Here is a 14142-nt window from a genome sequence, read left to right on the forward strand (position 1 = left end):
GCGCCTTTTCTTCCGGCGCCGCGTCGATCTGGTCGTAGGCCTTGGCTTCGCCGCCAAACTTCTTCGACAGGATGGTGGTGATCGCCGCCGTCAGCGTCGTCTTGCCGTGGTCAACGTGACCGATCGTACCGACGTTCACGTGCGGCTTCTTGCGTTCGAATTTTCCCTTAGCCATTTCGACACCTCAAAACGTTAGAAGTAAAAAATCTTCAGCGCCACAAGTCGTGGTGCCCATGGGCAGGATTGAACTGCCGGCCTCTCCCTTACCAAGGGAGTGCTCTACCACTGAGCTACATGGGCAATCTCGCGATTGACGCCTGACGCGATTTTCAGCCGCAGCGTGGAGCGGGTGAAGGGAATCGAACCCTCGTCTTAAGCTTGGAAGGCTTCAGCTCTACCATTGAGCTACACCCGCAAAACCGCAACCCGCAACACGATCGACCGCCGCTGAACGCAGCGGAAATGCTTGGTGGAGGGAGAAGGATTCGAACCTTCGAAGGCAGAGCCGTCAGATTTACAGTCTGATCCCTTTGACCGCTCGGGAATCCCTCCATTCCTGAATCCGAGATTGTCACCCACTTGCGTTTCGGTGTCAATTCGTCGTCTGGAAGGCGCGCAGTATAGCAGAAAGAGTTCCGCGCGCTAGCCCCTATTTGAAAAAATATCGCCGGGTACGCAAAAAAATTGTCGGCAGTCCCGGGCCGGGTCCAACGCGCGCAGGCAATCCGCATTCCGTGCGCGACCGTGGCGCCGCGCTACAATTGACGCCGTCCTGAAAGCAGCCGTCCAAGATGCCCTCCGAAATACACCCAAGCCCTGCCCTCGCCCGTCAACTTGCACTGCAGGCGGCGGCCGCCCTCCTCGTCCTGTCGCTGGCATGGCCCTGGTTCGGCACGCGCGGCGAAGACCTGCCGTGGCCCGGGACCGCCTTCGCCATCGGCGGCGGCGCGCTGCTGCTGGCGACCCTGACGCGGGCGCCGTGGCGCTGGCGGCTGTTCCACGCCGGCTTCGTCCCGCTCGCCTGGGCGGGTGCACAGCTGCCGATCTCCCCCGCCTGGATCGTCGGGTTGATCTGCGCGCTGTTGCTCGGCTATCGGCTGCTGCTGGACCGGCGATGATGCCCGGCAAGCCCCTGACGCAGCCCGTGGAGCGCCGCCGCCGGCAGTTCCTGGCGTGCGCCGAGCTGCGGCCGGGCACGAACATCGGCCCGGGGGCGACGGCGTGAAGCACTGGGGAATCCGCAATCGCGTCCTGCTCGTGGCGCTGCTGCCGGCGATCACCGTCGCGGTCGCGCTCGCCGGCTACATCGCTTACCGTACCAGCGCCGACTACGAGCAGGATCTGCGCGACTACGGCATCGGCCTGTCGCGCCAGCTCGCGGCAGTCGGCGAGTTCAGCACCTACGCGCATGACCGCGACGCCCTGCGCAAGATCGCACAGAGCGCGCTGGCCGAGCCCAACATCGTCGCCGCTGCCTTTTTCGACGGCGAGGGCGAGGTGCTGGCCTGGGGCGGCCCGGCACCGACGCGGCTGCAGCCGATACCTCTGGTCGAGCATCCAGCGCTGCTCTACGAGGACGCACAGCGCGTCGTTTTCGCAGCGCCGATCTTCTCGCCCCGCTACGATCCCGACGACGACTTGTTCGTCGGCAGCGGCGCTTCGCTGCCCGCCAGCCTGCGCCAGGGGACGACCGGCTGGATCCGCCTCGACATCACCCGCGCGGAGGCCGAGCAACGCAAGCGCGAGGCGCTTCACTTCGCACTCGTCTCGTCATTCTTCATCCTCGCCATCGGCGGTGGACTGGCGATCGTCCTCAGCCAGTCGGTGACGCGCCCCATCCTGCGTCTGCGCGACGCACTCGAGCGCATCCGGCAGGGCGAACTCGACGTGCGGGTTCCCGCCGACAGCGGCAGCGACTTGCAGCGACTCGAGGAGGGATTGAACGCGATGGCCACGGCACTGCTGTCGAGCCGAACCCTGCTCGAAGAGCGGGTTCACGCCGCGACCAGCGAGTTGCAGGAACGCAAGGAAGAGGCCGAGCGCGCCAACCTCGCCAAGTCCCGCTTCCTGCTCGCTGCCAGCCACGACCTGCGCCAGCCGCTGCACGCCTTGTCGCTGTTTTCGTCGGACCTGCAGCGCGCCGTGGCGAGCGCCGAGATCGACGAGCTGCGCACGCTCTCCCGGCGTATCGGCGAATCGATCGAGACGCTGAGCGGTCTGCTCGACACCTTGCTCGACATTTCGCGCCTCGACATCGGCGGCGTCAGGGTCGAAACGAGCGACTTCCCTCTGGCCGCGGTCTTTGCGCGCCTGCACGACAGTTTCGCGCGCAATGCCGCCGAGGCAGGCCTGCGCTTGCGTTGTCGGCCGACCTCGGCGTGCGTGCGCAGCGACCCGGCGCTGCTCGAACAACTGCTCGCCAACCTCGTCGGCAACGCGATCCGCTACACGCGCGAAGGCAGCGTCCTCGTTGCCGCCCGCCGGCGCGGGACGCACTGGCGCATCGAGATCCGCGACAGCGGCATCGGCATCGCCCCCGAGCACCAGGAGGCGGTTTTCGAGGAGTTCTTCCAGGTCGGCAACCGCGCCCGCGTCGACGGCGAAGGGCTCGGACTCGGCCTGGCCATCGCCCGGCGCATGGCGCGCCTGCTCGGGGCGACGCTCGAACTGCGCTCGCAAGTGGGCGACGGCTCGGTCTTCGCCGTCACCCTGCCGCTGGCGCCGCCCTGCGCCGACGCAGCGCCGGCGGCGCCGGACGCTTCCCCCACCCTCGGACTGCGGCTACTGCTGATCCTGCCGCCGACACCGGAACTGCTCGCTGCGGCGAGCCTGGCCACCGGCTGGGGCTACCGCTGCGACTGGGTAGGCCCGGCCGAGGCGCTGGCGATCGCCGGCGATACGGTGGGCCTCGCCGCCGCGCCGACCGTGTTCGTGACGCAGAGCACGCCGCTGCAGGGCGCCCCGGCAACGGCAGCGCGGATCGTCCTCGGCGGCGACGGCAAGCTGCCCGCAGGCGCCTTCCGTCTCGCCGTGCCGTTGCGTCCGGCAAAACTGCGGGCGCTGCTGGCACGGGTGGCGGCAGCGAGACACTGACGGCCGCCAGCCACGCGCCGGGGAGGCGAGGCTGGCTGCCGGCGGTGCACGCGGAGAAGCCGTCAGCCCGGCAGGCGGATCCCGAAGCGATTGACCGCGACCACCGCCTGCGAGCGGCTGGAAACACCGAGGGCCTTGAAGATCGCCGTAGTATGGACCTTCACCGTACCTTCGGTGAGCCCGAGACGAACGCCGATGTCGCGATTCGAGGTGCCACGCACCATCAAGGCGAGCACATCGACCTGGCGCCTGGTGAGACCGAAGTCGGACGGGTCCACGCTAGCCGCCTCCTGCCTCGGGGCGGGCGCTTCGGGCAGGTCGGGAGCAAACTTCACCGACATCAGCTTGTCCGGCGCAAAGATGCCGCCGTCCAGCACCTCGCGCAAGGCAGCGAGCAGACGTTCGCCCGAGTACGCCTTGGGAACGAAGCCGGAAGCGCCGGCCTTGAGCACGCGGCTGACCGTGAGGGCATCGTCGTAGGCCGAAACGATGACCACGGGAACGGCCGGATGGCGGTTACGGATGATGCCGAGACAGGTGAGGCCGTCGACGCCGGGCAGGCCGAGGTCGAGCAGGACCAGATCGAGGTCCGGTTCTTCCGCGAGATGCGTCTCGGCCTGATCCCAGTCGGCGGCCTCCAGCACCTGCACGGCGGCATCGAGTTGCAGCAACCTGCGTGCCAGCCCCTCGCGAACCAGGGCGTGATCTTCGACGACGAGTATCTTGAGCATGTTTGTCTGAATGAAAATGACTTTGGCCTCGGTACTCTAGCACCCTCCAGCGCTGCGTGCAGCGCCGGAGGGTGCTAAGATGAGCCGAATAACCGCCGAGGAGGCCTCATGTCAGCAGACACGTCAAAAGACACGATGGAATTCGTACGCAACTTCTGGTCAGCGATGGGCTTCTCGCTGCCCGGAATGGTCACCCCCACCTTCGATGCCGAAGAACTGGAAAAGCGGATCACCGACCTCAAGGCCGTCGAGGGATGGCTGAAGATGAACCTGTCGATGCTGCAGATGACCATCCAGGGGCTTGAGATGCAGGTCACCACGCTGAAGGCGGTGCGCACGATGAGCAATCTGGGAACCCCGGAAGCAACCGAGATGTGGAAAAATCCGGTCGGCAGCGCGACGGCCAGCGCCACCGGCAACGCCCGTCCGGCGGGTGGCGAGGCGGCCGCCGGCGAAGCCTTCGCGCAGGCGGCAATGTGGCCGTGGAACATGATGCAGCAGATGCAGGAGAAGCTGAACGCCCAGCGCGGCGAAGGCGAATCCAACCCGAGCCCGGCGAAGTCACGCAAAGGCGGCGCCGCCTAGACCGGCTCTCGGCGGCGTTCACTCGGCACAGGATTCCAGCCAGCCCGCGTCCAGGTCGAGCAGCGCACCGACACGCAGCGGCTGGTCGAGGAACTGCCCGCGGAAGAGCCAGCCGCTCTCGCCATGTGGGCGCGTCCATGGCGTTTCCCAAGCGTCGACGCGCAGACTCACGCGCGTGACCTCGACCTCGCGCCCGAGTGCAGCGGCGCTGCCGGCGCAGGGCAGCGCGGAGGCCAGCAGCGTCCAGTCCTCGACCGAAAACGCCTGCCGTGGCTTGTCGAAGCGCGGGCAGAGCTCGAGTCGGCGCGGCTCGCTGCGCACCTCGACGACGGTGCCGCGCAACCACCAGGTCGGTGACTTGAACAGCCGCCCGCTCCCACCCTCGCGAAAGCGCAGGCAGTCACCGGGCTGCGGCGCGCGCCGGACCTCCTGCGCGCCCCCCGTCGGCAAGGGCTGCGCCGCGGCTGGCGAGATCAGTACGGCGCAGCCAACGAGCAGCAGTCCGGCGGCAGCAAGCGGGCGCGCCGTGAGTGACAGGAAAAACATGGATGGAACGCCGGGGACGCAGGGATGCCGATTCTACGGCAGCGGCGCGCCTCAGTCGTAGCGGCGTCGATCCTCGATCACCTTGCCGTCGTTGGCCAGCGTCCCGGGCACACAGACGAGCACCTCGCCACGCAGCTTGGTCACCTCGCGCAGGCTGGCGGCGACCGCTGCGGCGTCGTCGGCAGCGCCGGTTTCGCAGTGCAGGCACATGCGATCGGCGCCCTCGTCGTTGTCGACGACGAGGCGTGCACGCAGGATCCCGGGGTGTCTTCGTACCACCTCGGCGACCTGCGCCGGATGCACGAACATTCCCCTGACCTTGGCAGTCTGGTCGGCACGCCCGAGCCAGCCGCGGATGCGCAGGTTGGTGCGGCCGCAGGGACTCGTCCCCGGCAGCACCGCCGACAGGTCGCCGGTGGCGAAGCGGATCAACGGATAGTCGTCGTTGAAGCGGGTGACGACGACCTCGCCGACCTCGCCTGCGGCGACCGGGTCGCCGGTGCCGGGGCGGACGATTTCGAGAAGCACGTCCTCGTCGGCGATCAGCCCCTCCTCGGCTTCCGACTCGTAGGCGATCAGGCCGAGGTCGGCGGTGGCGTAGGCCTGGCGGACAACGATGCCGCGCGCGCGGAACCACTGGCGCAGCGATCCGGGCAAGGCCTCCCCCGAGACCAGCGCCTTCTTCAGCGAACTCGCGTCGCAGCCCTGTTCGTCGGCCTTCTCCAGCAGGATGCGCAGGAACGAAGGCGTGCCGACGTAGGCTGCCGGCTTCAGGTCGGCGATCGCGCGCAATTGCTGCTCGGTCTGCCCGACCCCGGCGGGGAAGACGGGGCACCCGAGCTTCTGCGCAGCGCCTTCGAGCATCGATCCGGCCGGGGTGAAGTGGTAGGAGAAGGTGTTGTGCACGAGCTCGCCGGCAACGAAACCGGCGGCGTGCAGGGCGCGCGCGAAGCGCCACCAGTCGTCGCCGCGGCCCTCGGGATCGTAGATCGGCCCCGGCGAGGCGAACACGCGTGCCAGCGCCGGCAGCGGGGTCGCGTTGAGCCCGCCGAAGGGCGGTTCGGCATGCTGGCGCTCGATCAGCTCGCACTTCCGCGTCAGCGGCAGCGCGGCCAGCGCCGCGCGCGAGGCGATCGCCGCCGGGTCGATGCCGGCGAGGAGTCGTGCAAAGTACGGCGAATGGCGCCGCGCGTGCGCGACCAGGCGCGGCAGGCGCGCCATCAGCTCGGCTTCGCGCGCGGCCGGCGCGCGGGTTTCGCGGGAGTCGAAAGGGCTCATCGTCGGGCTCACCATCCTGATTTCACGACAGCCAGCGCTTGCGCCGGCGATAGTGTTTGACCTCGCGGAAGCTCTTGCGCCCGGCACCGGAGAGGCCGAGGTAGAACTCCTTGACGTCCTCGTTCGCTGCCAGCTCGGCCGCCTCGCCTTCCATGACGACGCGGCCGTTCTCGAGGATGTAGCCGAAGTCGGCGTAGCGCAGCGCGACCATCGTGTTCTGCTCGGCGAGCAGGAAGCTGATCTGCTCGCGGCTGTTGAGATCCCTGACGATCTCGAACACCTCCTCGACGATCTGCGGCGCCAGCCCCATCGACGGCTCGTCGAGCAGGATAGTCTCCGGCCTGGCCATCAGCGCGCGGCCGATCGCGCACATCTGCTGCTCGCCACCGGAGGTGTAGCCGGCCTGCGAGCTGCGCCGCGTCTTCAGGCGCGGGAAGTAATGATAGACCCTCTCCAGGTCCTCCTTCAGCTCGGCGCGCGAGATCGAGCGCGTGTAGGCGCCGGTGAGCAGGTTCTCCTCGATCGTCAGGTGGCCGAAGCAGTGGCGACCTTCCATCACCTGGATGACGCCGCGGCGGACCAGTTCGTTGGGCGAGAGCTGGTCGACGCGCTCCCCCTTGTACTCGACCGAGCCCTTGGTCACGTCGCCGCGTTCGGCGTGCAAGAGGTTGGAGATGGCCTTCAAGGTCGTCGACTTGCCGGCGCCGTTGGCACCGAGCAGGGCGACGATGCGGCCCTTGGGGACGTTCAGCGAGACGCCCTTCAACACCAGGATCACGTGGTCGTAGATGACCTCGACGTTGTTGACGCACAGATGAGGGGAGGACGCGAGGGCGGTGGCTTCGCTCATGGCGACTACTTCTCCTTGCTGCAGTCGCGCGGAGTGATTCCCTTCTCCTTCGCGTACTGCTTCGCCGAGGCCTGGAACAGCGGGTGGATCAGGGCCTTGTTGCCCTCGATCCAGCCCGACACCGGCCCCCATTTGGCGCCGTCCCACTGCTGGATCTTCACCTTGCCCGAGCCCTCGTGGTTGGCGCAGGAGGTCCTGATCTCGGGCAGCAGGTCGGTGGCGCCGATCTGCTTCAGGCGCGCCTCGCTGATGTCCAGGTTCTCGAGCGCCCAGCGCGTCTGCTCGCCGGTGAGCGCGCGCCCCTTGCCGAACTTCTCCTGGCCGCGGCGCAGCGCCTCGACCGAGAGCACCGCCGCCGAGACGCCGCGGTTGTAGAGCACCGAGCCGATCTTCGACCTGTCCTGCAGGTTGCCCTTGCCGGCACCATAGACCACCTTCTCGATGTCGGCGATCACCGGCACCTGCTTGCCGGCGACGTTCCAGGTCGCCGCCATGTAGCCCCTGGCGGCGTCGCCGGCCGGGATCACGTCTTCCTCGGAACCGGTCCACCACGAGCCGACCATCTTGTCACGCGGGTAGCCGACCTTCTGCGCGGCCTTCAGGGCGGTCTGGTTCATCACGCCCCAGCCCCAGAAGACGACGAAGTCGGGCTTCTCCTGGCGGATCCTCAGCCACTGCGCCCCCTGCTCGTTGCCGGGGTGCGCGACCGGAATCTGCACCAGCGCGAACTTGTTGAGCGCGGCCTCGGCCTCCATGGCGACGATCGCCTCCTTGCCGTAGGCCGAGTCGTGGTACAGGTACACGATCTTCTTGCCGGCAAGGTTGCCGCCGAGCTTGTCCTTGACGAATCTGACGACTGCCGAGGCCTGCATCTGGTAGGTCGTCACCAGCGGAAAGGCGTAGGGGAAGACCGAACCGTCGACCGCGTCGGTGCGGCCGTAGCCCATCATCGCCAGCGGCAGCTTGTCCTGCGCCGTCTTGTCGATCAGCGCGTAGGAGATGCCGGTGGACATCGTGTGGATCGGCCCCGACGACTTCGCCGCCTTGCCCTTCAGCCGCTCGTAGCACTCGACCCCCTTGGCGTTGTTGTACTCGGTCTCGCACTCCTCCCAGGTCAGCTGCACGCCATTGACGCCCTTCTCCTTGAGGTTCACGTAGTTCAGGTAGTCGATGAAGCCTCCGTAGAAGGACTGGCCGTTGGCGCCGTAGGGACCGACGCGGTAGGAGGGGATCGGGAAGAACTGCTCTTCCGCGGCGAGCACGCCCTGGGCGAGCAGGGAAAGCGACAGCGCAGCGACGGCGAATGCGGGTTTGCGGCTCATGGTGGGTCTCCTTTCAGCGGGGATGACACGAGTGGTGCGGCGGCTCAGTGCGGGAACGGCCACAGGCGCAGCTTCTCCTTGCCGATCTGCCACAGGCGGGCGAGACCGTGCGGCTCGACGATCAGGAAGAACATGATCAGCGCGCCGAAGAGCAGGATCTGGATGTGCGAGACGGTGGCGCTCGAGAACGGCAGCCCGAACAGTCCGGCGAGGAAGGGCAGCGCGACGTCGAGGAAGATCGGCAGCAGCAGGATGAAGGCGGCACCGAGGAAGCTGCCCATGATCGAACCGACGCCGCCGATGATGATCATGAACAGGATCTTGAACGACATGTCGAGCGAGAAACCGTCGGGCTCGACCGATCCGAGGTAGCAGAACGCATAGAGCGCACCGGCGACGCCGCAGTAGAACGAGCTGATGGCGAAGGCGAGCAGCTTGGTCGGCAGCAGCTTGATGCCGATCACCGAGGCGGCGACGTCCATGTCGCGCACCGCCATCCAGGCGCGTCCGGTCGCCGAGCGCACCAGGTTCTTGGCGGCGAGCGCGAGGACGACGACGATGGCGAGCACCAGCAGGTATTTCTCGAGCGGCGTCTTCAGTTCATGGCCGAGGATGATCAGCTGCTGGGTCGAGATCACCCCCGACGACGAGTTGTTCGACAGCCACGGGAACTTGGTCAGGCACCAGACGATGAAGAACTGTGCCGCCAGCGTCGCCACCGCGAGGTAGAAGCCCTTGATGCGCAGGGAGGGAAGGCCGAAGAGGACGCCGACCAGCGCCGCGCAGAGCCCGCCGCAGGCGAAGGAGACGAGGATCGGGATGCCTTCGATGCGCAGCTGGAAGTTGTAGGCGGCGTAGGCGCCGACCGCCATGAACGCCGCCGAGCCGAGCGAGAGCTGGCCGGCGTAGCCGGTCAGGATGTTCAGCCCGAGCGCGGCGAGCGAGAAGATCAGGAACGGGATCAGGATCGCCGAGAACCAGTAGTCGCTGGCGAACAGGGGAACGCCGAGGAAGGCGATGGCGAGCAGGACGAGCACGCCGATGCGATCCTGGCGGATCGGGAAGAGCTGCTGGTCGGCGGTGTAACTGGTCTTGAACTGGCCGGCTTCACGGTAAAGCATGTCTTCTGCCCTCTCTCAGACTCTCAGACGCGGTCGATGTGCTTCTCGCCGAACAGCCCCTCGGGCCGTACCAGCAGGAAGAGCAAGGCGAGCACGTAGGGGAACCAGCCCTCGATGCCGCCGAAGCTGCCGCCGAACAGGTCCTGCAGGACCGGCGGGATGTAGATCTCGGCGAGCTTCTCGGAAGCGCCGATGATCAGGCCGCCGACGATCGCGCCGGGGACCGAGGTGAAGCCGCCGAGGATCAGCACCGGCAGGGCTTTCAGCGCGGTGAAGGTGAGCGCGAACTGGACGCCGTTGCGCGCACCCCACATCATCCCGGCGACCAGCGCGACGAAGCCGGCGACGCCCCAGACGATCGCCCAGATGTGCTGCAGCGGGATGCCGATCGACAGCGCCGCCTGGTGGTCGTCGGCAACCGCGCGCAGCGCACGGCCGACGCGCGTGTATTGGAAGAACAGCGCCAGCGTCGCCACCAGCAGCGAGGCGACGGCGGCGGCGACCAGGTCGAACTTCGAGATCACCATGTTCCAGTTGTCGAGCACCCAGGCGATCGGCTCGTCGACGATGCCGAGGTCGAGCGCGCGCGGCTGGCTGCCGAAGAGCAGCGGCGCCAGCCCTTCGATGAAGAAGGCGAGCCCGATGGTCGCCATGAACAGCGCGATCGGCGGCTGGTTGACGAGCTTCCTCAACACGAACTTCTCGGTGGCGATGCCGAACAGGGTCATGATCGCGAAGGCCAGGATGACCGCGAGCCACAGCGGCGCCCCCATCTCCATGCAGCCGACCACGGCCAGCGCGGCCAGATAGACCATCGCCCCCTGCGCGAAGTTGAAGACGCCGGAAGCCTTGTAGATCATCACGAAACCGAGCGCGACCAGCGCGTACATGACGCCGCTGAGCAGTCCGCCGATCAGTACCTCGAAGAAAAAGTTCATGGTTCCTCCCTGCGCCTTGCCGCAAGTCAGTGACCGGCGCCGAGATAGGCGCGGATCACGTCCTCGTTGTTCTTGACCTCGTCGGGGACGCCGTCGCCGATCTTCTTGCCGTAGTCGAGGACGACGACGCGGTCGGAGATGTCCATGACCACGCCCATGTCGTGCTCGATGAGCACGATGGTGGTGCCGAACTGGTCGTTCACGTCGAGGATGAAGCGGCACATGTCCTGCTTCTCCTCGACGTTCATGCCGGCCATCGGCTCGTCGAGCAGCAGCATGGCCGGCTCGGCGGCGAGCGCGCGACCGAGTTCGACGCGCTTCTGCAGACCGTAGGGCAGGCGCCCGACCGGTGTCTTGCGGATGTGCTGGATTTCGAGGAAGTCGATCACCTCCTCGACGCGGCGCCGGTGCTCCAGTTCCTCGCGTCGCGCGCGGCCGAACCACAGCGCGTGCTCGATGAAGTTGGCGCGCATCTTGGTGATGCGGCCGGTCATGATGTTGTCGAGCACGCTCATGCCCTTGAACAGCGCGATGTTCTGGAAGGTGCGCGCGATGTTCTGCTGCGCCGCCTCATGCGGCTCCATCTTCCGGCGCTCCTGGCCGCGCCAGAAGATCTTTCCCTCCTGCGGGTGATAGACGCCGTTGATCACGTTCAGCATCGAGCTCTTGCCGGCGCCGTTCGGGCCGATGATGGCGCGGATCTCGTGCTCGCGGACGTCGAAGGAGATATCGGTGAGCGCCTTGACGCCGCCGAAGCGCAGCGAGATGTTCTGCAGGTCGAGGATGACTTCGCCGATTTTTCTTCCACTCATGGCAGTCCCTGTGCAAACGTTGCGGCGCGCTCAGGCGGCCAGGCGTTCGGCCGCGAAGGTCTTCGCGTCGTGGATCCTGAGGTCGGCGGCGACCTTGCCGGTGCGACCGTCCTCGAAGCGCACCAGCGTCTCGATGTACTGCGAATCGAGCCCCGAATAGAGTGCGTCGATCAGCACGCGGTACTTGTCGGCAACGAAGTTGCGGCGCACCTTGCGCGTGCGCGTCAGCTCGTCGTCGTCGGGGTCGAGTTCCTTGTGCAGGACGAGGAAGCGATGCACCTGCGAATCGGCGAGCATGCCCTCGGCGACGAGCTGTTGATTGACCTGCTCGACGCACTGGCGGATCAGCTCGCCGACCTCCGCCTTGCCGGCGAGGTCGGCGTAGCCCGAGTAGGCGATGCCGCGCCGCTCGGCCCAGTTGCCGACGGCGCCGATGTCGATGTTGATGAACGCGCACACGTGTTCGCGCTGGTGGCCGAAGGCGACCGCTTCCTTGACGTAGGGGAAGAACTTGAGCTTGTTCTCGATGTAGTTGGGCGCGAACATCGCGCCATTGCCGAGCTTGCCGACGTCCTTGGCGCGGTCGATGATCTTGAGGTGCCCGTCCTCGTCGAAGAAGCCCGCGTCGCCGGTGAGGAAGTAGCCTTCGCCGTCGAGCGCCTCGGCGGTCGCGTCGGGGCGCTTGTAGTACTCCTTGAGCAGGTTCGGGCCGCGCACCAGGATCTCGCCGTTGTCGGCGATCTTCACCTCGACGCCGGGCGCCGGCTTGCCGACCGAGTCGAACTTGATCTCGCCGTCGGGCTGCAGGCAGACGTAGGCACAGGTCTCGGTCTGGCCGTAGAGCTGCTTCAGGTTGATCCCGATCGAGCGGTAGAAGCGGAACAGGTCGGGGCCGATCGCCGCGCCCGCCGTGTACGCGACGCGGATGCGGCTCATGCCGAGCACGTTCTTCAGCGGCCCATAGACGAGGACATTGCCGAGCGCGTAGCGCAGGCGGTCGCCGGCGCCGACCGGCTTGCCGTCGAGGATGTCGGCGCCGCAGCGCCGCGCGACGGCCATGAAGTAGTCGAACAGCCGGCGCTTCAACGGGCTCGCGTCCTCCATGCGGATCGTCACCTGCGTCAGCAGGTTCTCGAACACGCGCGGCGGCGCGAAGTAGTAGGTCGGGCCGATCTCGCGCAGGTCGTTCATCACCGTCTCGCCCGACTCCGGGCAGTTGATCGCGAAACCGGCGACCGTCGCCTGCGCCAGCGAGAAGAGGTGATCGCCGACCCAGGCCATCGGCAGGTAGGAGAGCACCTCGTCGTCGGGGCCGAGGCGGTCGAATTCGACGCCACCCTGTGCCGCGCTGATGAAGGCGCGGTGCGTGAGGCAGACGCCCTTCGGCTTGCCGGTCGTCCCCGAGGTATACAGCATCACCGACACGTCGTCGCTGCCCCCCTTGTCGATCTCCTCGCCGAGGAAATCGGGGTGGTCCTGCTGGCGCACGCGGCCGACGGCGAGCAGCGCCTCGATGTCGTGGAGGAAGGGCTGCGCATAGTGGCGCATGCCGCGCGGGTCGTCGTAGGCGATGTGTTCGAGCGCCGGCAGCTGCTCCCTGATCTCGAGCAGCTTGTCGACCTGCTCCTGATCCTCGACCAGCGCGAAGCGGATGCTGGCGTCCTGGAGCACGAACTTCATCTCGTCGGCGACGGCGTCCTGGTAGAGCGGCACCGGGACGCCGCCGAGGCACTGCACGGCGAGCATCGCCATGTACAGGTTCGGACGGTTGTCGCCGATGATGGCGACGTTGTCGCCACGGCGCAGGCCGAGTTCGGCCAGCCCGCAGGCAAGTGCGCCGGCGCGTTCGGCGACTTCGCCCCAGCTCCAGGTCTGCCAGATGCCGAGATGCTTCTCGCGCATCGCGGCCTTGCCGCCACGCACGCGGGCGTGCTCGAGAAGCAGGCGCGGAAAGGTATCCTGCGCCTGCCAGGCTGCCGTTTCGGGCATGTCGTCTCCTCCGATTTTCGCCGGGCCCCGAAGCCCTGCGCCGAAGTCTTGTACGCCGGCTTTTTGCCGGCTTTTTATGCTGCTGCCGCGAAGTCTAAGCGCGCGGCGGCGCTACAATTGTCGCGCAATTGACATTTGACGGGATCTGGAAGAAATGCGTTCGCTTGACGACATGTTGAGCGCCTCACCTTGGGCGCGCGAGCTCCCCGATGCCGAGCGCGAGCGGATCAAGGCCAGCATCGTCGTGCGCAAGGTCCCGGCGCGCGCCTACGTCTGCATGAAGGGCGAGCCGGTCGAGCACTGGATCGGCGTCATCGACGGGCTGGTCAAGATCACCTGCAACGGCCTCTGCGGCAAGACCACCACCTTCACCGGCGTCGCCAGCGGCGGCTGGCTCGGCGAGGGCTCTCTGCTCAAGAAGGAGCGACGGCGCTACGACGTGATCGCGCTGCGCGATTCGCGCATCGCCTTCATGAGCCGTGCGGCGTTCCAGTCGCTGCTCGACAACAACCTCGCCTTCAACCACTTCCTGCTCAGGCATCTCAACGAGCGGCTAGGCCAGTTCATCGGCATGATGGAGCACGAGCGACTGCTCGACATCGAGGCACGCCTCGCACGCGGCCTGCTGTCGATGTTCAACCCGGTACTCCATCCGGGAATCGGCAGGCAGTTGCAGATCTCGCAGGAGGAGCTCGGCTTCCTCGCCGGCGTCTCGCGCCAGCGCGTCAATCGTGCGCTGCGCGCACTCGCCGAGGCCGGACTGGTGCGCGTCGAATACGGCAGCGTCACCGTGCTCGACCTGGAAGGGCTGCGCAATTACGGACAGTGAAATCCTTGCAGGGCGCCGCAGTTTTGTCGCAGCGGCATCCGCACCCAT

General features: G+C 67.0%; 14 protein-coding genes and 3 tRNA genes. 4 read left to right on the forward strand and 13 right to left on the reverse strand.

Features of this window, described 5'->3' with window-relative positions; genetic code table 11:
• From CCR84_RS13515 to CCR84_RS13530, 4 genes are all read right to left on the reverse strand, one after another.
• On the reverse strand, nt 1-175 hold a 175-nt coding region (locus tag CCR84_RS13515; RefSeq protein WP_242508735.1), incomplete at its 3' end, for a GTP-binding protein.
• 50 nt (nt 176-225) lie between these two features.
• Nucleotides 226-300 (reverse strand) — tRNA-Thr (locus CCR84_RS13520).
• 41 nt (nt 301-341) lie between these two features.
• A tRNA-Gly gene (locus tag CCR84_RS13525) sits at nt 342-415 on the reverse strand.
• A gap of 52 nt (nt 416-467) precedes the next feature.
• A tRNA-Tyr gene (locus tag CCR84_RS13530) sits at nt 468-552 on the reverse strand.
• 239 nt (nt 553-791) lie between these two features.
• On the opposite strand from CCR84_RS13530, the gene CCR84_RS13535 reads away from it, so the two are divergent.
• Both CCR84_RS13535 and CCR84_RS13540 read left to right on the forward strand, forming a co-directional pair.
• The gene (locus tag CCR84_RS13535) at nt 792-1118 is read left to right on the forward strand and encodes a hypothetical protein (RefSeq protein WP_201213302.1); all 327 of its coding nucleotides are present in this window, start codon (nt 792-794) and stop codon (nt 1116-1118) included.
• Nucleotides 1119-1221: 103 nt separating this feature from the next.
• The gene (locus tag CCR84_RS13540) at nt 1222-3093 is read left to right on the forward strand and encodes an ATP-binding protein (RefSeq protein WP_201213303.1); all 1872 of its coding nucleotides are present in this window, start codon (nt 1222-1224) and stop codon (nt 3091-3093) included.
• A 62-nt stretch (nt 3094-3155) separates the two neighbouring features.
• On the opposite strand, the gene CCR84_RS13545 is transcribed toward CCR84_RS13540, so the two are convergent.
• Nucleotides 3156-3824 carry a response regulator gene (locus CCR84_RS13545; RefSeq protein ID WP_201213305.1) on the reverse strand — a complete coding sequence of 223 codons (669 nt, stop codon included), beginning with the start codon at nt 3822-3824 and terminating at the stop codon, nt 3156-3158.
• A gap of 108 nt (nt 3825-3932) precedes the next feature.
• Here CCR84_RS13545 and CCR84_RS13550 point away from each other — a divergent pair, with 108 nt between their 5' ends.
• Nucleotides 3933-4409 carry a PhaM family polyhydroxyalkanoate granule multifunctional regulatory protein gene (locus CCR84_RS13550; protein WP_201213307.1) on the forward strand — a complete coding sequence of 159 codons (477 nt, stop codon included), beginning with the start codon at nt 3933-3935 and terminating at the stop codon, nt 4407-4409.
• Between the two features lie 18 nt (nt 4410-4427).
• Here CCR84_RS13550 and CCR84_RS13555 read toward each other — a convergent pair whose 3' ends face one another.
• The 8 genes from CCR84_RS13555 to CCR84_RS13590 are packed head-to-tail and all read right to left on the reverse strand — an operon-like array spanning nt 4428 to nt 13265.
• The gene (locus tag CCR84_RS13555) at nt 4428-4955 is read right to left on the reverse strand and encodes a hypothetical protein (protein ID WP_201213309.1); all 528 of its coding nucleotides are present in this window, start codon (nt 4953-4955) and stop codon (nt 4428-4430) included.
• 51 nt (nt 4956-5006) lie between these two features.
• Complete coding sequence (locus CCR84_RS13560; RefSeq protein ID WP_201213311.1) at nt 5007-6233, reverse strand: phenylacetate--CoA ligase family protein; 1227 nt, start codon at nt 6231-6233, stop codon at nt 5007-5009.
• Nucleotides 6234-6255: 22 nt separating this feature from the next.
• Nucleotides 6256-7083, reverse strand: a complete 828-nt coding sequence (locus tag CCR84_RS13565; protein ID WP_201213313.1) for an ABC transporter ATP-binding protein — start codon at nt 7081-7083, stop codon at nt 6256-6258.
• 5 nt (nt 7084-7088) lie between these two features.
• Complete coding sequence (locus CCR84_RS13570) at nt 7089-8405, reverse strand: ABC transporter substrate-binding protein (protein WP_201213315.1); 1317 nt, start codon at nt 8403-8405, stop codon at nt 7089-7091.
• 44 nt (nt 8406-8449) lie between these two features.
• Entirely contained in the window at nt 8450-9526 is a 1077-nt protein-coding gene (locus tag CCR84_RS13575; protein WP_201213316.1) for a branched-chain amino acid ABC transporter permease, read from the reverse strand.
• A gap of 23 nt (nt 9527-9549) precedes the next feature.
• On the reverse strand, nt 9550-10464 hold the full coding sequence (locus CCR84_RS13580; protein ID WP_201213318.1) for a branched-chain amino acid ABC transporter permease: 915 nt from the start codon (nt 10462-10464) through the stop codon (nt 9550-9552).
• A gap of 26 nt (nt 10465-10490) precedes the next feature.
• Nucleotides 10491-11276 (reverse strand): ABC transporter ATP-binding protein, encoded by a 786-nt coding sequence (locus CCR84_RS13585; RefSeq protein ID WP_201213320.1) that lies wholly within the window; start codon nt 11274-11276, stop codon nt 10491-10493.
• 30 nt (nt 11277-11306) lie between these two features.
• On the reverse strand, nt 11307-13265 hold the full coding sequence (locus tag CCR84_RS13590; protein ID WP_201213323.1) for an AMP-dependent synthetase/ligase: 1959 nt from the start codon (nt 13263-13265) through the stop codon (nt 11307-11309).
• Between the two features lie 154 nt (nt 13266-13419).
• On the opposite strand from CCR84_RS13590, the gene CCR84_RS13595 reads away from it, so the two are divergent.
• The gene (locus CCR84_RS13595) at nt 13420-14094 is read left to right on the forward strand and encodes a Crp/Fnr family transcriptional regulator (protein ID WP_201213325.1); all 675 of its coding nucleotides are present in this window, start codon (nt 13420-13422) and stop codon (nt 14092-14094) included.
• Nucleotides 14095-14142 lie beyond the last annotated feature (48 nt).

Origin of the sequence: Rhodocyclus purpureus (assembly GCF_016653115.1) — a bacterium.
GTDB classification, from domain to species: Bacteria; Pseudomonadota; Gammaproteobacteria; order Burkholderiales; family Rhodocyclaceae; genus Rhodocyclus; species Rhodocyclus purpureus.